At 62.2% G+C, this 16,845-nt stretch carries 16 protein-coding genes and 1 riboswitch; of the genes, 8 read left to right on the top strand and 8 right to left on the bottom strand.

From position 1 onward, the window contains the following. Positions 1 to 12: 12 nt before the first annotated feature. Positions 13 to 1,020, bottom strand: coding sequence for a DUF4424 domain-containing protein (locus ACJJVH_RS02140; RefSeq protein ID WP_112804170.1), 1,008 nt, complete (start codon positions 1,018 to 1,020; stop codon positions 13 to 15). Between the two features lie 114 nt (positions 1,021 to 1,134). Between ACJJVH_RS02140 and ACJJVH_RS02135 the strand changes: the two genes are divergently transcribed. The 3 genes from ACJJVH_RS02135 (at position 1,135) to ACJJVH_RS02125 (ending at position 3,557) form a co-directional block, all read left to right on the top strand. Then, on the top strand, positions 1,135 to 1,875 hold the full coding sequence (locus ACJJVH_RS02135) for a TlyA family RNA methyltransferase (protein WP_112804169.1): 741 nt from the start codon (positions 1,135 to 1,137) through the stop codon (positions 1,873 to 1,875). Next, complete coding sequence (locus ACJJVH_RS02130; RefSeq protein ID WP_412064637.1) at positions 1,872 to 3,122, top strand: class I SAM-dependent RNA methyltransferase; 1,251 nt, start codon at positions 1,872 to 1,874, stop codon at positions 3,120 to 3,122. Before ACJJVH_RS02135 ends, ACJJVH_RS02130 begins: the two co-directional genes overlap by 4 nt. 126 nt (positions 3,123 to 3,248) lie before the next feature. Next, complete coding sequence (locus ACJJVH_RS02125) at positions 3,249 to 3,557, top strand: GIY-YIG nuclease family protein (protein ID WP_412064636.1); 309 nt, start codon at positions 3,249 to 3,251, stop codon at positions 3,555 to 3,557. A 308-nt stretch (positions 3,558 to 3,865) separates the two neighbouring features. Here ACJJVH_RS02125 and ACJJVH_RS02120 read toward each other — a convergent pair whose 3' ends face one another. Continuing rightward, on the bottom strand, positions 3,866 to 4,618 hold the full coding sequence (locus tag ACJJVH_RS02120; RefSeq protein ID WP_113355970.1) for a crotonase/enoyl-CoA hydratase family protein: 753 nt from the start codon (positions 4,616 to 4,618) through the stop codon (positions 3,866 to 3,868). Positions 4,619 to 4,627: 9 nt separating this feature from the next. Beyond that, positions 4,628 to 6,406: an acyl-CoA dehydrogenase gene (locus tag ACJJVH_RS02115; RefSeq protein WP_412064635.1), complete on the bottom strand. Its 1,779-nt coding sequence runs from the start codon at positions 6,404 to 6,406 to the stop codon at positions 4,628 to 4,630. Positions 6,407 to 6,693: 287 nt separating this feature from the next. On the opposite strand from ACJJVH_RS02115, the gene ACJJVH_RS02110 reads away from it, so the two are divergent. Next, positions 6,694 to 7,695: a transporter gene (locus tag ACJJVH_RS02110; protein WP_112804165.1), complete on the top strand. Its 1,002-nt coding sequence runs from the start codon at positions 6,694 to 6,696 to the stop codon at positions 7,693 to 7,695. 74 nt (positions 7,696 to 7,769) lie between these two features. Here ACJJVH_RS02110 and ACJJVH_RS02105 read toward each other — a convergent pair whose 3' ends face one another. Next, entirely contained in the window at positions 7,770 to 8,231 is a 462-nt protein-coding gene (locus ACJJVH_RS02105) for a BA14K family protein (RefSeq protein WP_112804181.1), read from the bottom strand. Between the two features lie 245 nt (positions 8,232 to 8,476). Here ACJJVH_RS02105 and ACJJVH_RS02100 point away from each other — a divergent pair, with 245 nt between their 5' ends. Continuing rightward, positions 8,477 to 9,484 (top strand): GH25 family lysozyme, encoded by a 1,008-nt coding sequence (locus tag ACJJVH_RS02100; RefSeq protein WP_112804164.1) that lies wholly within the window; start codon positions 8,477 to 8,479, stop codon positions 9,482 to 9,484. A gap of 120 nt (positions 9,485 to 9,604) precedes the next feature. Here ACJJVH_RS02100 and ACJJVH_RS02095 read toward each other — a convergent pair whose 3' ends face one another. From ACJJVH_RS02095 to ACJJVH_RS02085, 3 genes are all read right to left on the bottom strand, one after another. After that, positions 9,605 to 10,693, bottom strand: a complete 1,089-nt coding sequence (locus ACJJVH_RS02095) for a 2Fe-2S iron-sulfur cluster-binding protein (protein ID WP_412064634.1) — start codon at positions 10,691 to 10,693, stop codon at positions 9,605 to 9,607. Positions 10,694 to 10,695: 2 nt separating this feature from the next. Beyond that, on the bottom strand, positions 10,696 to 11,940 hold the full coding sequence (locus ACJJVH_RS02090) for an aromatic ring-hydroxylating oxygenase subunit alpha (RefSeq protein ID WP_412064633.1): 1,245 nt from the start codon (positions 11,938 to 11,940) through the stop codon (positions 10,696 to 10,698). Between the two features lie 97 nt (positions 11,941 to 12,037). Further along, positions 12,038 to 12,243, bottom strand: a riboswitch (cobalamin riboswitch). Between the two features lie 218 nt (positions 12,244 to 12,461). Beyond that, the gene (locus ACJJVH_RS02085) at positions 12,462 to 12,875 is read right to left on the bottom strand and encodes an ACT domain-containing protein (protein ID WP_113370406.1); all 414 of its coding nucleotides are present in this window, start codon (positions 12,873 to 12,875) and stop codon (positions 12,462 to 12,464) included. Between the two features lie 103 nt (positions 12,876 to 12,978). On the opposite strand from ACJJVH_RS02085, the gene ACJJVH_RS02080 reads away from it, so the two are divergent. The 3 genes from ACJJVH_RS02080 to ACJJVH_RS02070 are packed head-to-tail and all read left to right on the top strand — an operon-like array spanning position 12,979 to position 16,093. Then, a complete protein-coding gene (locus tag ACJJVH_RS02080) occupies positions 12,979 to 13,596 on the top strand; it encodes a DUF6656 family protein (RefSeq protein WP_112804160.1) in 618 nt (205 codons plus the stop codon). Between the two features lie 58 nt (positions 13,597 to 13,654). Continuing rightward, complete coding sequence (locus tag ACJJVH_RS02075; RefSeq protein WP_412064632.1) at positions 13,655 to 14,629, top strand: L-threonylcarbamoyladenylate synthase; 975 nt, start codon at positions 13,655 to 13,657, stop codon at positions 14,627 to 14,629. Positions 14,630 to 14,662: 33 nt separating this feature from the next. Beyond that, positions 14,663 to 16,093 (top strand): FAD-binding oxidoreductase, encoded by a 1,431-nt coding sequence (locus ACJJVH_RS02070; protein ID WP_412064631.1) that lies wholly within the window; start codon positions 14,663 to 14,665, stop codon positions 16,091 to 16,093. 2 nt (positions 16,094 to 16,095) lie between these two features. On the opposite strand, the gene phnF is transcribed toward ACJJVH_RS02070, so the two are convergent. Continuing rightward, entirely contained in the window at positions 16,096 to 16,833 is a 738-nt protein-coding gene (gene phnF, locus ACJJVH_RS02065) for a phosphonate metabolism transcriptional regulator PhnF (RefSeq protein WP_412064630.1), read from the bottom strand. Positions 16,834 to 16,845 lie beyond the last annotated feature (12 nt).

Genomic DNA, 16,845 nt, shown 5'->3' with positions numbered 1-16,845 from the left:
TTTAAACGCTTCCTAATTCACCGGCGCCGCGGCGAGAATGAGGATGTCCAGATCATGTTCGGGATAGAAATCCCGGGCCGTCATCTGAAAAGTGGTCGGCCCCGTCTTCTTCACGTCGCTGCCGCAAAAGCTGATGTAGTTCTCGGGGCTGCCCTTATCGACCGTCAGCTCGAAATGCTTGATCGGGCCGGACCAGTTGGCGCCCGTCGTCAGCACGTAGGAGATCCAGCTTTCGGTATAGCTGCGGCCGCCCTTGTCGGCCACGGCCGCAAGCTTAACCGCCGTCTTCAGGAAGGCGTCATCGAGGCAATATTTGCTGCGATAGGCCTGCAGCTGCTGCTTCTGGTAATCTTCCTCGCCGGCAAAGGTAATGGCCACGGTGCCACCGACGCTCGGCTTGTAACGGTGCTCCACGGCTATCCTGGCCTTGGCCGGAAACTTCGTCCGCCACCAGTAGGTCGTATGCAGCGTCCACATCGGCGTCGGGTGATGCTTCATGCCCTGACCGTCGCCGTCATATTCGTCGTCGGCAATCAGGCCGCGAGCCGTCCAGTCCTCCAGCACGTCGACGGGCAGCGTGGCGACGGCATCCATCGCCGCCTTGCTCAGCGGCAGCAAGGGAATGCCATGCGCTTTCAGCTCATCCGTCATGTCGACACCGGCCACCGTCACGCGCTGCTGGAGCGTCGGGGTGATGGCCTTTCCGTCCTGCGTCACCGTGAAACCGAGGAAATTGTCGGAGTCGACGTTTCCGGCATCGACCATGCTGTCGATGTCGCCCTTGATATCGGGCATCGGGAAGGCAACGACGCTTTCGACATCCTTGTCGGAGGTATTTTCGAAGATGTAGTCGACGCGCACTTCGGCCTGCGAAACGAAGAGCTTTTCCTCGGCCATGCTGATATCGCCAGTGCGGACATAGGCGAGGCCGCCCGTTCTCAGCTCGGCCATGGTGTCGTTCGCAAGGGCCGGAGCAGCGAACATCGCCATTAACGCCGCATAGCCGCCGATCTTCCGCATCATACCCCCCCCGCCCGTTGATTTCAGCGATTATGGCCGGCTGCAACCGGCCGTCAACGCCGATATCAGCATAAAAGGCTTGCAACATATTCCAATGCCCGGCATGGACAGCCGATGTCAGAACCGCAACGCCTCGACCAGCTCCTTGTCAGCCTCTCGCTCTTCGCCAGCCGATCGCGCGCGCGCGATGCGATCCAGCGCGGCACGGTGACGGTGGACGGCAAGGTCGTGACCAAGCCGGGCGCGCTGTTTGCCGAAGATGCAAAGATCGGCATCGACGACCCGGCGCAGGATTACGTTTCGCGCGCGGCGTTGAAACTGGTGGCGGCGCTCGACCATTTCGGCCTCGATCCGCAGGGGCGGCGCTGTCTCGATGTCGGCGCATCGACAGGCGGTTTTACCGAGGTGCTGCTTGAGCGGGGCGCGGCCCATGTCACGGCGATCGACGTCGGCCACGGCCAGATGCATCCACGCATATCGGCCGATCCGCGCGTGACCAACATCGAGGGCCTGAACGCGCGTAACCTGACGGCTGAGGATATCGGCGGATCTTTTTCCTTCGTCGTTTCCGATGTCTCCTTCATTTCGCTGAAGCTGGCCCTGGCGCCCGCCCTTGCGCTTGCCGAGCCCGGCGCGCGGGCTGCCTTGCTGGTGAAGCCTCAATTCGAGGCCGGGCGCGATGCGATCGGCAAGGCCGGCCTTTTGAAGGACCCCTCCTCCGCTCCGGCGGTTGCGGCCCAGCTCGAGCGCTGGTTTACCGAAGACATGGGCTGGCAGAGCCTCGGCCTCATCGCCTCGCCGATAACAGGCGGCGACGGCAACCAGGAATTTCTTCTCGCAGGGATCAAGCCATGAGCACCGAAAACGTCATTATCCAGAAGCTCGGCGCCCAAGGCGACGGCATTGCGCAGGGCGCGGACGGGCCGATCTACGTGCCCTTCACGCTGCCGGGCGAAAACGTCGCCATCGCGCGGGTCAAGAACCAGGGCACGCTGATGTCGATCGCATCGGCCTCGCCGAATCGCCAGGAACCGCACTGTCGGCACTTCGGGCCACACGGCGTCAACGGCACCTGCGGCGGCTGCACGCTGCAGCATTATGCCGACGCTCCCTATCGTGCCTTCAAGCGGCAGCTGGTCGTCGATGCTCTGCGCTCCAAGGGTTTGACGCCCGAAGTGGACGATATCGTCGCAGCTCATCCGGGCGAGCGACGCAGGGTGGTCTTCGCCGCGCGGAAAACCGAAAAAGAGATGCTCATCGGCTTCAACCAGGCCGAAAGCCACCACATCGTCGCCATCGAGGAATGTCCCATCGCCTCGTCCGGCATCATGGCCCGCTTGCCGGCGATCAAGACCATTGCGGCGGCTCTTGCCGTCAATGCCGAGGCTTTCCGCATCTCGGTGCTGGAAACGCCGACCGGTCTCGACCTCGCCGTCGACGGCATCAAGTCGCTTTCGGACAAGCAGCGCCGCAGCACGATCGAAACCGTGCTGTCGCTTCGCGGCATCGCCCGCCTGTCGCTGAACGGTGAAATCCTGGTCGAACCGGTGAAGCCAATCGTCGATTTCGGCGGCGTGCAGGTCTCGCCGCCGCCGGGCGCCTTCACGCAGGCGACCAAGCAGGCAGAGGATGCCATGGCCGAGCTGGTCGCAACCCACGTCGGCAAGGCGAAGCGCATCGCCGATCTTTTTGCCGGCAGCGGCACCTTCTCGCTTCGTCTGGCGCGGATCGGACGGGTGCATGCGGTAGAAGGGGAAGCCAAGCCGCTGGCGGCGCTAGACCAGGCTGCCCGCAACACCCAAGGGCTGAAGCCCGTCACCGTCGAACGCCGCGACCTCTTTCGCCGGCCGTTAATGGCGCAGGAACTGAAAGCCTACGACGCCGTCGTCTTCGATCCGCCACGCGCCGGCGCCGAATTCCAATGCAAGGAGCTTGCCCGCTCCCAGGTCAAGAAGATCGTCGCCGTCTCCTGCAACCCGCTGACGCTCGCCCGCGATCTGGCATTGCTGGTCGAAGGCGGCTATCGCATTACGCGGGTAACACCGATCGACCAGTTCCTGTGGACCTCGCATGTCGAGGTGGTCGCGGCCCTGGAGAAGTAAGGCCGACCCTCATGGTGAGGAGGCCAAAGGCCGTCTCGAACCACGAGGGCGGATGACGGAAAAGAATTGATTGCGCGACACACCAAATGGTAGTGGACTATTCATTCCCTGCTCGCGAGATCCGCCATGGAAGTCACCGTCTACATCCTTCGCTGTCGCGATGGCTCCTATTACACCGGCCTGACCAAACAGCCGATTGAGGCGCGCGTCTGGGAGCACAATGCCGGCATCTACGATGGCTATACCGCCAAGCGCCGGCCGGTCGAACTGGTGTTCCAGGAAGTCTATGACCGTATCATCGACGCCATCGCCCGCGAGCAGCAAATCAAGGGCTGGTCGCGCCGGAAGAAAGAGGCGCTGATAGCGCTCGACTACGAGGCATTGCCTGGTTTATCGCGACGAGGAATGGCGGAAAGCAAACAGAACGGGGATTAAGGGGCCGACCCTCGTGGTTCGAGACGGCCCTTCGGGCCTCCTCACCATGAGGGTGGAGGGGCGATCGCGTTTCAAGCCAGCCAAAGCTTCCGGGCGCCGTCCCGGCTAGCCACCCTTCGGCAAGCTCACCCTTCGGCAAGCTCACCCTTCGGCAAGCTCAGGGGAGTTCTACAGATTTGAAAATGATCAAGACAGGCGAAACCCGTGAAGTCGCCAAAACCCGAAGGGCTACCGCTGGCGGGCACGGAGATCAGCCCTCATGGTGAGGAGGCCAAAGGCCGTCTCGAACCACGAGGGCGGATTGGTGTTCATCGTTTCAGGAAGGCTTCGAAGGCCGCGCGGGCTTCGGCGCTTTGCAGCCGTGCGGCGAACTGCTCGGCCTCTTCCTTGATCCGGCTGAGCACGGCATCCGGCGCGCCGCGCATGAGGTTTCGCGCAATCGCAAGGGCCTCGGGCGGCTTGGCGGCGAGCTTGGCGGCCAGAGACAGCGTTTCGGCTTCGACGGCATCCGGTGCAGTCACCTTCCAGACGAGGCCGGCCTCCCTGGCTTGCGCAGCGGAAAAGCCTTCGCCGAGAGCCAGCAGGGCGAAGGCGCGCTGGTGCCCCATCACGCGCGGGGCGAGCAGGCTCGATCCTGCCTCGGGGACAAGGGCCAGATCGACGAAAGGCGTCTTGAACAGGCTGCGATCGGAGGCGACCGTCAGGTCGCAATGCAGGTGAAGCGTAGTACCGATGCCGATCGCCAGACCATCCACACCCGAAACCACCGGCTTTCGTGCACTCGCCAGTGCGACCAGAAAATCGACGATCTCGCGCCCCATACCGCCGCTCTGGGAGAGGGCGAGGAAATCGGCCAGATCGTTGCCGGCCGAGAAGCAGCCTTCGGTCCCCAGGAAGACATTGACACGGATATCCGGCGTATCGTCGGCGTCCTTCAGCGCATCGGTCATCGACCGGTACATGGCGCGGGTGATGGCATTCTTCTTGTCCGGGCGATTGAACCGGATGATCTGGATATGCGGGGCGCTTTCGGAACGTTCGACAAGGATATGATCGGTCATGGCTTCTCCTCAATCAAGTGCGACGCGTGCGGCTTCAAGACTGGACGCCCCTGCGACGACACGATCGGAGAGGGCGGCGGCTTCGGCCAGAAGGTTCTCCGCAGCAAAGCGGCATAGCGCGATGCGCCTGCCCCCTTCGCCGTCGCCGGTATCGGCGAGGCTGCCCTTGGCCAGATAGGATCCCGTCAGCACAAGGCCGAAGAGCCGCTGATAAGGCGTCGCACCCGCCAGCGCCTCGGCGACGGCGCCTTCCGCCTGTTTCGACAGAAGCCACTCGCTTGCCTTTTCCAGATCGGCAATGGCCGCCTCCAGCCGTGGCGCCGTCTCTCCGAAGCCATCGAGATTGGACTTGGCGACGGCTTCGGCGATCTCGCGAAGCTCGGCAATGAAGCCGCGCAGATGGTCGCCGTTGGCGATCGTCAGCTTGCGTGTCACCAGATCGATGGCCTGGATACCGTTGGTGCCTTCGTAGATCGGCGCGATGCGCGCGTCCCTCAGCAGGCGTGCGGCACCCGTCTCCTCGATGAAGCCCATGCCGCCATGGACCTGAATTCCGAGCGAGGCGACATCGACGCCGGCATCGGTGGAAAAGGACTTGGCGATCGGCGTCAGCAATGCGGCGCGCTCCTGCCAGTAACGGCCCTTCTGCGGATCGCGATGCGACATGTCGAGCGCCTCGGCGCAAGCATAGCAGATCGCGCGCGAGCCCTGTGTCAGCGCCTTCATGGTCAGCAGCATGCGCGCGACATCGGGATGTTCGATGATCGGGCTCATACCGGACGCCGTCGTGCCGGGCGCACGGCCCTGCGTGCGTTCCCTGGCGTAGGCGATGGCCTTTTGGGTCGCGGCCTCGGCAATCGCCACGCCCTGGATACCAACGGCCAGACGGGCATTGTTCATCATCGTGAACATGCAGGCGAGGCCCTTGTTCTCCTCGCCGACAAGCCAGGCGACGGCGCCTTTGTCTGCTCCGTACTTGCCATCGCCATAGATCATCGTGCAGGTCGGCGAACCGTGGATACCGAGCTTGTGTTCGAGCGAATGGGCGAAATAGTCGTTGCGCGCACCGAGCGAGCCATCGTCGTTCACGAGAAATTTCGGCACGAGGAACAGCGAAATGCCACGGGTGCCGGCGGGCGCATCCGGCAGACGTGCGAGAACGAAATGAACGATGTTCTCGGCCGCTTCATGATCGCCCCAGGTGATGAAGATCTTCTGGCCGAAGAGGCGATAGGTGCCGTCGTCACGGCGTTCGGCGCGCGTCCGCAGCGCCCCGACATCCGAGCCGGCGTGCGGCTCCGTCAGGTTCATGGTGCCGGACCACTCGCCGGAAACGAGCTTTGCCAGATATTTCGTCTTGAGATCGTCGCTGCCATGCGCAATCAGCGCCTCGACCGCCCCCATGGTGAGCGTCGGGGCCAGGCCGAATGCCATGGAAGCGGAATTCCACATTTCCAGCGTCGCGATATTCAGCATATGCGGCAGGCCCTGTCCGCCGAATTCCTCCGGCGCGGTCAAGCCGTTCCAGCCGCCGGCGATCCAGTCGCGATAGAGCTTCTCCCAGCCATCGGGAAGAACCACCTTGCCATCGACCAGCCTTGCACCCTGCCTGTCGCCGACTTCGGCAAGCGGCTCCATTTCCTCGCCGGCAAAGCGCCCCGCCTCCGAGAGGATGGCGTCGACGACATCGGCGCTGAGATCGCCGAGAATGCCCTCCTCCATGGCACGTCCCATGCCGGCGACGTGCTTCAGCGTGAATGCAATTTCTTCGACAGGCGCCTTGTACATGCTGCTTCCTCCGCATTGGTGGTGCCGACGGCTCGCCTCACCCGGGCTGCCGGCGATGTATTGTTACAGTTATTTTTATTTTTACGTAAGCGTCAATTTTTTCAAAAGCCCCGGTAATCACATCCACCTTGGCGTGAGCCGGTGAGGCCATGCGTCCTACGGGCGCGGCACGCTTGCCGGCATTGCTTCCGGGCTCAACATTTATTCCGTCGGAGGGTGGCCTTGCATAAACAATCGTCATGAACGAAGACTAAGGCAACTGTTCAGACAATGCGAATGATGCCGCCATGAACACGCTCACCTCGGCCAATACGATACCCGGCTTCATCTGGGCCTATCGGCTCCGTCCCGGAACAGCCAAGCCGGAACGTCTGCCTGACGATACCGATCGTTCGGCGCTTTTCGCGGAAGAGGGCTTCCTCTGGCTGCACCTCAATCTGGTGGACGCCCGTATCCCGGCTTTCCTCGAGGATGCGCCCGGGCTGAACGAAGCCGCCCGTATCGCTTTGACGACACACGAGACGCACGCGACGATCACCGTCGACGAGCAGATGCTCTTCGGCACCCTGGTCGATTTCCAGCGGGACTTCGCGCAGGACACGCGCGATATCGGCTGGCTGCACTTTGCAGTGACCGACGGCATGCTCATCACCAGCCGCCTGCAGCCGCTTCGCGGACTGGATCGGGCACGCGGGCTGGTCGAGAAGAATGCGAGCAGATTTTCCCGCCCGCTCGATATTTTCGAGCTGCTGGTGGTCGAGTTCCAGCGCACATTGATCGCCGTCGTCATCGAGATCAGCGAAGAGCTGAACGTCATCGAGGATTTCGTCCACGGAAATACGTCGCGCGACGAGCGCACGCGGCTTCCGCCCATCCGGAGGACGATCGTGCGGCTGCACCGCCACTTGCGGACGGTCCTGTCGCTGATGCGCCACGCCGCCGCCTCCGACGACGAGGAGATGCCGCTCGGCTTCGAGGATGTCGCCGGGCGTCTGACGGGCCGGCTGGAAGCGGTCGAGCACGATGTCTATGCGCTACAGGAGCGCGCCAGGCTGCTGCACGAAGAAATCGATTCGAAGCTTTCTTCCGAGATCAACCGGCACCTCTACATCCTGTCGATCATGACCGCATTCCTGCTTCCGCCAACGCTTGTGACCGGCTTCTTCGGCATGAATACATCGAGCCTGCCGCTGTCGGGCGGAACAAGCGGCACCGGATACGCCATCTGCTTCATCATCGTATCCATGCTGCTGGCATGGTGGCTCCTCAAGCGGGTCAACATCCTCTGATACCCCGCAAGGGATGAAAAAAGCCGCCCGGCGGAGGCCGGACGGCTTTTGCATCGATGATTCCTGCCATGCCCTTAGAAATAGGGCGAGTAGCACTGACGGCGCGGACCCGAATTGGGCTGGAACGTGTTGTCATAGGAGCGATAGGAACGATAACGTGCCTCGCACCATTCGATATGACGCGGGTTGATGCCGGCGCCCGGAGCAGGTGCGGGAGCGTAATAACGCGGCTGGCTGGCAATCGCCCCGCCAATGAGGGCGCCGGCGCCGAAGGCGGCCAGCGGGAACCAGTAGCCGTCGTGATAGCGATAGCCGTGGCGATAGCCCGGATAACCGCGATAGCCGCCATACCAGCCCCGGCGATAGTAACCGCCGTGATGGCGCCACTGAACCTGTTCGATGTTGGCGTCTGCGGCCTTGTCCGCGGATGCGACGGGGGCTGCGGGCATCTGCATGGCGAAAGACGGCGCAAAACTCGTCAGAGTGACGGCCGCCGTAACCGCGATGGTCGCAATTTTCGCACGGAAACCAAGCATTTTCATCTCCATTCCCTGGTTCGACTTGTGATCAAGCCTATAGCGTTTCATGTCGGGAATGCTTCCCGAGCAAGGTTTCGCTGCCTGCCTAGTCGCATATCCGAATAATCGACAAGAAACGCGGCAACACGTTATTTAGTTCCTCAAATCCCTACCAATTTAAGGAGTTATGCGGGGCTCCACGATGAATTTATAGTGATTGCATTCTTAACCCAAGATTAACCAGCAATCCTTACTATTATTTCATGAAAGGATACCGGCAGAGTACGCTCCTGATTTGCAGCATCCTGACGATCCTGGCTCTGATGGGGCCGGTCTCCAAGCTTTCGGCCGGAGAGAACCAACCCTGGACAGATCCGAAAAACGCCCTCATCGTCGATGCTTACGAGCTGAACACCATCGAGTGGAATGCGTTTCTGCAGGACAAGCGGATTGCCGGCTTCATCTCCAAGGCATCCGACGGCCTTCCTGAAAGCTTCAGTTGCACCGGCGATCATGCCGGCGACACGGTGGCCCATTGTAAGACGATGTGGCGCAAATATGCCGTCAGCCGCGAGCTGTTTCAAACCCGCCGCATGCTGGCAAAGACGAATGGCCTGTTATGGGGCGCCTATCATCTGGGACGGCCCGGCAATCCAATCGACCAGGCCAACCATTTTCTCGACTATGCCGATCCGCAACCGGACGAGCTGATGGTGCTCGACATAGACGGGATGGACACCACGCAATTCATGTCGCTCGACGATGCCCAGATTTTCGTCGCCCATATCAAGATCAGGACGGGGCGTTACCCGATCCTCTATACCAACCACAACACGGCGCAATATATCGCCGATCATCGCGGCACCTATCCGCTGCTGTCGCGGCTACCCCTCTGGTATGCCCGCTACAAGCCGGATGTGAAGGGCACGTTCCCGCTCGGCAACTGGGACAGCTATGCCATCTGGCAGTTCGTTTCATCGGACAATTGTTCCGAGAAGAGCTGCCCCTATCGGGTTCCGGGAACCTTGACCGATATCGACGTCAACGTCGTGCCCATGACGAAGATCCAGCTCGCCAAGATCTGGCCGCAGGGCGATCTCCTGCCGGCCAAGCCCCTGCCCGCGCCGGATCTGACGATCGCGCTCGCATCCATGTGCAGCGGGCCGCGGCAGCCGCTGATCTCGCTCATGATCGATACCGTCGTCACGGCGTCCACCCCGCCATCGACGAAGCCGGTCGAAATCAACGAGCTGAACTACGAGGATTTCTAGAGCAATTCCAGGAGAAGTGCGTCGCGGTTTTCCGTTCGCAATTGCGTGAAGGCAGAAGGATAGGGCATTTCCGCGGTTCGAAGAAAAGCGGAAACGCGATAGCGACAGCTCGGACTTGCTTTAGGCCTCGATCTGGACATCCGTCTTCGGGCGCGAGCAGCAGGCGAGGATATAGCCCTCGTCGATCTCGTCATCGAGGATGCCGCCATTGTGGCTCATCTCGACCTCGCCCGAAAGCTTCATCACGCGGCAGGTGCCGCAGAGGCCGGATTCGCAGGCCGCGCCGATACGCACGCCGGCGCCCCGCGCCGCCTGGAGCACGGTCTGCCCCGCCGCGCAGACGACATCCTTGCCGGCCATGGTGAAGCGGATCATCGTCGCGGCTTCCGTCGAGGCGTCGTCCGTCACTTCCGCGAGCGGCGTGGCGGCATTGGCCGGCTGGAAGCTCTCCTGATGGTAGCGTTTCATGTCGAAGCCATGGGCTTCCAGCATGGAGCGGACGGCGTCCATGAAGACCTCGGGGCCGCAGCAGAAAATCGTGCGATCCATGAAATCGGGGGCCAGCAGGCCGATCTTGGCCTTGTCGATACGGCCCTTCAGCCCCGACCAGAGATCGGTGCGGCCGCAGCCCTCGACGATGAGGCCGAGATTGAGGTTCGGCATGAAACGGGCGAGATATTCCAGCTCGGAGCGGAAGATGATGTCGGCCGGGCCGCGCGAGCAATTGATGAAGGTGATATCCGACAGCGGTGCCGTGTCGGACATATAGCGGGTCATCGACATCATCGGCGTGATGCCGGAGCCGGCAGAGACGAAGAGATATTTTTCGCCGGGATGACGGACATGGCTGAAATCGCCAAGAGGGCCGAAAGCCTTGATCCGCATGCCGGGCTTCAGGTTCTCGAACATCCAGCGCGTGCCGATGCTGTCCTTCTGCGCCTTCACCGTCACGGCCACCGAAAAGGGCCGCGACGGCGTCGACGACAGCGTATAGGTGCGCATGACCGGCTCCGGCGCCGTCGGCAGTTCCAGCGTCACGAACTGGCCCGGCAAATAGCGGAACCAGTTGTCCTTGTCGGACCCGAAGGTAAAGGTCATGACATCGGGCGCCTCCGGTGTGACCGAGAGGCATTCGAGCAGATGCTGCCTGTCGCTCCAGGGCTGCATCTGATCGAGATGGCGATGTGGAAGGGAGACGGTCATGTTCATGCTCAGGCAACCGCCGACAGCTTGGCCTGGTCGCCCTGCAGCCGGTTGATCATGAACGTCGTGTACCATTCGACGAACTGCATGACGCCGCCTTCATGGATTTCCGAATAGGGACCGGGCTCATAGGCCGGCGAGCGGATGCCGAAGGCATTTTCCTCGACGATACGGCGATCCTGATCGTTGGTTTCGGTCCAGACGTGGGTCAGCTCTTCCAGATTATAGTCGACACCTTCGACGGCATCCTTGTGGACGAGCCACTTCGTGGTGACGGCGGTTTCCTCGGCGCTGATCGGCAGGACGCGGAAGGAAATCGCGTGGTCGCCGAGCAGGTGGTTCCATGTCGTCGGGTAATGGAACAACAGCATGGTGCCGATGCCGTTGATCGTCACGTCGGACGAGAGCGGCCGCCTGACGGCGTTCCGGCCGGACATGGTGTAGCTCTCGGCCCCTTCGATCAGCGGCATGCGCGCGGTGCGGAACTGCCCATCGGGCGAGATCCTGAATTCGCTCGGCAGGCCGGCGGCTTCGCAGCGCTGCCAGTGCTCGGCGATGACCGGATCGTTCATCGCACCCTGCACGCCGGTCACGGTCGGCGCTTCCGGGAAGGTGCGGCAAAGCTCGGGGTGATTGGCCGCGCAATGATAGCATTCGCGGTTGTTTTCCCAGACGAGCTTCCAGTTGCCCTTCTCGATGATGGTGCTCTGGAAGGCAACCTTGGCTTCGCTGATGCGATGCGGCGCCATGTAGGGCTCGATCGAGGCGCGGACCGGGGCGAAATCCGGTGCGTTCTTTGCAAGGCAGATGAAGATATAGCCGGCGACGCTTTCGCAATGGACCGGCTTCAACGAATACTGGCTCTTGTCGAAATCCTCGGCCATCTGGCGGGCGAACAGCAGCGAGCCGTCGAGTTCGTAGGTCCACTGGTGATAGGGGCAGACGAGCTTTGCCGAGGAGCCGCGCTCGGTCGTGCAGACGCGCGAGCCGCGATGGCGACAGCTATTGTGGAAGGCGCGGATGACCTGGTCGCGGCCGCGAACGATGACAACGGGATAATCGCCGATCTGGACGGTGAAATAATTGCCTGCGCGCGGCACTTCGCAATCATGGCCGATGAACAGCCAGTCGCGATAGTAGATCGTCTCCATGTCGAGCTTGAAGTAGTCCGGGTCGGTGTAGAAGGGTTGCTCCAGGCTGAAACCCGGCCTGCGGTTCTTCAATTGCCGCAGAACATTGCTGTTGATATCCATTCGCCTATCCTCGCGCAGTACCGGAAGGCGAGCGGAGGACATGCGTGACCGCGTGAAGACGGCCGAAAGCAATGTCCCGACCGCCCGCCGCGGTCAGTCAATCATATGTGCCCAAGGCTGGTTTCCGGGCTCTGGAGCGGCCTTGTCACCAAGACCACATGGCACCTTCCCAGGCCGGTCCAGACCCAGTGGCTTTATTCGCCATGCCTCACTCCACCACCGTTGCGGGGGCAGCGCCGGGTTTTGACCGGCTTCCCAATTCTTCGTCTCCCTACGGACGACACCTTGAGATTGATCGCATCATAGCTCTCCGCCCGGCCGGCGGCTGCGCTGCAATGCGACATCGGCTTCGAAATTGGCGACAGGCGAAACGGGGGCACCGGACGGTTGCGAACAACGCCAATATAGAAAGATAATTCAGCCTCTTATGCGCCTGTGCGGGAAGAGGCACGCATGCGTTATCCGCACCGCATCGATGACGCTTTATTCTGATTGCGACAGTACCTTTCGACAGCCGGCGCTCAGGAGCGTGGCTGGGCGGCGGAAAGCGCCAGCAGAGCGGCCATCGCGCGGTCCGCATCGCCTGCCGGCACGAAGATATGATCGTGATAATAAGCGGCAACGACATTGGCGCTGATGCCCTCGTTTCCCAGGGCCGCGGCGAAGGCCGCCGTCAGGCCGACCGCCTCCAGCGATGAGTGGACTTGGAGCGTGATCATTCGCATCGCGGGAGCGGCCGGAAGCCCCGCCTGCCGCGCCATCTCCACCGGAAGGATCAGCGTCACGCCCTCCTTCTCGCGGAAAAGCCCGATCGGCTCCAGAAACAGGTAGCCGCCCAACGCCGAAGCCGGCACGGTGCAATAGGCGAACTCACCCTCGGCAAGATGAGGCTTCATGCTCGAAAGCAGCTGCGTGAGATCGGTAATTCCCGGCATGTTCTTCCATCTCCTCGAGGGGCCGACGGGCCGGCGCGGTTAAGCCCGGCTCAAGCTCTGTGATCTATCCTCTCGCCCAGAGAGTTTTATAGCGAGATCCGGCATGGCCAAACTCAGATATTTCGACGCTGGGAAGCCCGCCGACCCCGAACCGGCGCCGGCGGCACCGACGACGGGGCACAGCGAATTCCTGCGCACGGGCCGCATCAACCGCAACAGGGCGCATTGGCTGGCGGAAGAACGGGAATACCTCAGCCATGAACAGGTGGCCGAGCGCACGGCGCTGAAGCTCAGGGGCGCTGGAGAAAAGACCCATGACCGGCTCAACAGCTTCCACAAATCCATTCGCTTTCCCAAGCTCATCTTTCATCACACGCTGAAGGACACGCCGCATCTCGGCTATTGTCACGTCACTGCCGCGCGCACGCAGTTCGCGCAATATCAGGAAGTGAACTGGGCCTTCTATATCGCCAACTTCTTCGCCCGCATCGGCCAGGAAGAAAACTTCTTCGAGGACATCAGCCTGAAATATTCGCGGATGTATTTCGCCGTCGCCGTCCATCCGGACAAGGCGGCGGAAGACAAGAAGCTGACGATCAATCGCGACATTCGCGGCAACGGCGTGCTGTTCCACACCCACGATCCGCAGATCGCCATCCGCAACGTTCTTTTGCTCGGCGCCCGCAACGAGCAGCTTCGCGACATCATTCGCCAGCTTTGACGATTGATCCGAAAACTCGAAGGGCATAAGAACGGCCTGAACTGCAAGCAGGCAGGCCATGGCACGACACATAGATATTCTCGAACATCCGCAGACCGCGATAGACGTCGCAACGGCAACCCTTGCGGAGGGCCTGCCGATCGGCCTGCCGACGGAGACGGTCTACGGCCTTGCCGCCGACGCCACCAACCCCGCCGCCATTACCCGGATTTACGAAACGAAGGGGCGTCCGCGCTTCAATCCGCTGATCTGCCATATGAGCGATCTTGCCATGGCCGAGCGCTACGCGGTCTTCGATCCCGTCTCCCGCAAGCTCGCGGAAGCCTTCTGGCCCGGCCCGCTGACGCTGGTGCTGCCGCTCAGACCCGATAGCGGCATCCATCCGCTGGCGACTGCGGGTCTCGACACGGTCGGCATCCGCGTGCCACAGGGCTTTGCCGGCGAACTGATCCGCGCCTTCGACCGTCCCCTTGCCGCGCCGAGCGCCAATACGTCGGGCAAGATCAGCGCCACCAGCGCCGACCATGTCGATGACGATCTCGGGGAGCGAATCACGCTGATCCTCGATGCCGGCGCTTCGGTCGTCGGCGTGGAATCGACCATCGTCAAGGTCGAGGATGGCGAGCTGCGCCTCTTGCGGCCCGGCGGTCTCGCGGCAAGCGAGATCGAGCGCGTGGCCGGCAAGAAACTGAAGCGCAAAAAGAAGGCCTCAGCGGCCATCGAGGCGCCCGGTATGATGGCCTCGCATTATGCGCCGGGAGCGGCCGTACGGCTGGACGCGACGGAGGTTTCCGCAAACGAGGCGTTGATCCGCTTCGGGACGCCCGACATCGCCGGCTTGGCAAACGCCGTTGCGGTTCTGGACTTAAGCCCCGCCGGCGATCTTTCCGAAGCCGCCGCAAACCTCTTCGATTTCATGAAACGCGCCGATGCGACCGGTGCAGCGACCATCGCCTTTTCGCATATTCCCGACGAGGGCCTCGGCGAGGCCATCAACGACCGGCTGCGCCGCGCGGCCGCGCCCAGAGAATAAATCAGCCCGACACCATCAGGCAAAGGACACGCCATGAGCAGCTCCGCCCCCTCTTCCGACCTTCTCGATCGCTTCGCCGCCATCGTCGGCGAAAAACATGCCGTGCGAGACTCCGCGGAGATCGCACCGCATCTTGTGGAAAATAGAGGCCTCTATCACGGCGCTTCGCCCATGCTGCTGAAGCCCGGTTCGGTGGAAGAGGTATCGGCAATCCTCAAGCTCGCCAGCAAGACAGGTGCGGCGATCGTTCCCCAGACCGGCAATACCGGCCTTGTCGGCGGGCAGACGCCGCGCGAGGGCGGTTCCGACATCATCCTCTCGCTGGAGCGCATGAACCGCATCCGCGATATCGATCCCATCGGCAATACGATTGTTGTCGACGGCGGCTGCATCCTGGCGGATGTTCACAAGGCAGCAGCCGGGCATGGACGCATGTTTCCGCTTTCGCTCGGCTCCGAAGGCTCCTGCCGCATCGCCGGCAATCTTTCCACCAATGCCGGCGGCACCGCCGTTCTCGCCTATGGCAACATGCGCCAGCTCTGCCTCGGCCTCGAAGTCGTGCTGCCGACGGGCGAGATCTGGAACGGGTTGCGCCGCCTGAAGAAGGACAATACCGGCTACGATCTGCGCGATCTCTTCATCGGCGCCGAAGGCACACTCGGCGTCATCACCGGCGCGGTGCTGAAGCTTTTTCCGCAGCCGCTCGGGCATCAGGTGGCCTTTGCCGGGCTGCAATCGGTAGACGACGCGCTGACCCTGTTCAAGAACGCCTCCAGCCTGTGCGGCACGGCGCTGACCGGCTTCGAGCTGATGCCGCGCATCGGCGTCGAATTCACCACCCGGCATATTCCGGGCGTGCGCGACCCGCTGGAAACGGCGCATCCCTGGTATGTTCTGATCGACATCTCGACCTCCGATTCGGCCGAGACGGCCGAACGGATGATGTCGACGCTGCTCGAACAGGGCTATGAGGCCGGACTGATCCAGGATGCGACCATCGCCAGCTCCGAAACGCAGCAGAAGGCCATCTGGCACATGCGCGAGAGCATGTCGGACGCGCAGAAACCGGAAGGCGGCTCGATCAAGCACGACGTTTCGGTGCCGGTGGCGCAGATTCCGCAATTCATGGCGGAGGCTGAAAAAGCCGTCGTCGCCGCCATGCCGGGCGCGCGCGTCTGCGCCTTCGGTCACATGGGCGACGGCAATATCCACTACAACATCTCGCAGCCCGTCGGCGCAGACAAGGCCGAGTTTATCGGTCGCTGGCGCGAGATCAACGAGATCGTGCACGGGCTGGTGTTGCGGCATGGCGGCTCGATTTCCGCCGAGCACGGCATCGGCCAGCTGAAGCGTGACGAGCTGGCGTCCATCCGCCCGGACATCGAGATCGACCTGATGCGCCGGATCAAGACAGCCTTCGACCCGGCCGGGATCATGAATCCGGACAAGGTCTTGAAGGTCTGACCCTAGACCGTCACGACGACCCGCTCGGAAGCGAAGCAGCCGATCTGGCAGGAAACGATCGTGCCATCGGCATCGATATCTTCGCCGGCATAGGCAAGGACAGGCGTGAGGCGCGATTGCTGCAGCAGGCGGGCCTCGACTTCCGTGGGCATGCGCGCGGTGATGTCTGTGGAGCGGCGCCAATAGTCCATGATGCCATACTCTTTCAGCGCCGCCGTGAACGAACCCATTGCAGTAAATTTCTCCGCCAGACCGGCAAAACGTTTCGCCGAGCAACTGCGCATGACGACCGAGACCGGAAGTTCGTCGGCATGGGCGACCACGCACATTTCCAGCACCGCCGCGCCCGGCTGCAGTTTCAATCGCGCGGCAAGATCGGCGTTCGCGGGAATTTCTCTGGCGGAGAGAACCTTGCGTGTGAGGTTTGCATCCGTCGCGATCAGATCCTTGCTGAAGCGCACCTTGTCGCCCATCTGGAAACGGACGGGCATGTCGGCCCGGACATAGGCGCCGCTTCCCCGCGCCACGCGTAGCAAGCCCTCCCCCTCCAGTTCGGCAATCGCGCGCCGCATCGTTACTCTGGAGACACCGAACTGCTCGGACAGGGCGCGCTCGCTCGGCAGGCGGCTGCCGGGGGCATGGCGGCCTTTACCGATGGCGCTCCGCAGCTCGGCAGCCACCGCCGACCAGCCTCCACCGGTTTTTACACCTTCTCCCCGTCGATCCGTCTCGTCCATCATAATTCTGTCGCC

Origin of the sequence: Rhizobium sp. SYY.PMSO (assembly GCF_046840415.1) — a bacterium.
Classification (GTDB): domain Bacteria; phylum Pseudomonadota; class Alphaproteobacteria; order Rhizobiales; family Rhizobiaceae; genus Rhizobium.
The sequence above is the reverse complement of the archived record's forward strand: the minus strand, read 5'-3'. Positions and strand labels throughout refer to the sequence as shown.

What these genes read in the sequence shown, in the direction of transcription:
- ACJJVH_RS02140 (WP_112804170.1), bottom strand. Translation starts at nt 1,020, where the DNA reads ATGCGGAAGATCGGCGGCTATGCGGCGTTAATGGCGATGTTCGCTGCT.
- ACJJVH_RS02135 (WP_112804169.1), top strand. Translation starts at nt 1,135, where the DNA reads ATGTCAGAACCGCAACGCCTCGACCAGCTCCTTGTCAGCCTCTCGCTC.
- ACJJVH_RS02130 (WP_412064637.1), top strand. Translation starts at nt 1,872, where the DNA reads ATGAGCACCGAAAACGTCATTATCCAGAAGCTCGGCGCCCAAGGCGAC.
- ACJJVH_RS02125 (WP_412064636.1), top strand. Translation starts at nt 3,249, where the DNA reads ATGGAAGTCACCGTCTACATCCTTCGCTGTCGCGATGGCTCCTATTAC.
- ACJJVH_RS02120 (WP_113355970.1), bottom strand. Translation starts at nt 4,618, where the DNA reads ATGACCGATCATATCCTTGTCGAACGTTCCGAAAGCGCCCCGCATATC.
- ACJJVH_RS02115 (WP_412064635.1), bottom strand. Translation starts at nt 6,406, where the DNA reads ATGTACAAGGCGCCTGTCGAAGAAATTGCATTCACGCTGAAGCACGTC.
- ACJJVH_RS02110 (WP_112804165.1), top strand. Translation starts at nt 6,694, where the DNA reads ATGAACACGCTCACCTCGGCCAATACGATACCCGGCTTCATCTGGGCC.
- ACJJVH_RS02105 (WP_112804181.1), bottom strand. Translation starts at nt 8,231, where the DNA reads ATGCTTGGTTTCCGTGCGAAAATTGCGACCATCGCGGTTACGGCGGCC.
- ACJJVH_RS02100 (WP_112804164.1), top strand. Translation starts at nt 8,477, where the DNA reads ATGAAAGGATACCGGCAGAGTACGCTCCTGATTTGCAGCATCCTGACG.
- ACJJVH_RS02095 (WP_412064634.1), bottom strand. Translation starts at nt 10,693, where the DNA reads ATGAACATGACCGTCTCCCTTCCACATCGCCATCTCGATCAGATGCAG.
- ACJJVH_RS02090 (WP_412064633.1), bottom strand. Translation starts at nt 11,940, where the DNA reads ATGGATATCAACAGCAATGTTCTGCGGCAATTGAAGAACCGCAGGCCG.
- ACJJVH_RS02085 (WP_113370406.1), bottom strand. Translation starts at nt 12,875, where the DNA reads ATGCCGGGAATTACCGATCTCACGCAGCTGCTTTCGAGCATGAAGCCT.
- ACJJVH_RS02080 (WP_112804160.1), top strand. Translation starts at nt 12,979, where the DNA reads ATGGCCAAACTCAGATATTTCGACGCTGGGAAGCCCGCCGACCCCGAA.
- ACJJVH_RS02075 (WP_412064632.1), top strand. Translation starts at nt 13,655, where the DNA reads ATGGCACGACACATAGATATTCTCGAACATCCGCAGACCGCGATAGAC.
- ACJJVH_RS02070 (WP_412064631.1), top strand. Translation starts at nt 14,663, where the DNA reads ATGAGCAGCTCCGCCCCCTCTTCCGACCTTCTCGATCGCTTCGCCGCC.
- phnF (WP_412064630.1), bottom strand. Translation starts at nt 16,833, where the DNA reads ATGATGGACGAGACGGATCGACGGGGAGAAGGTGTAAAAACCGGTGGA.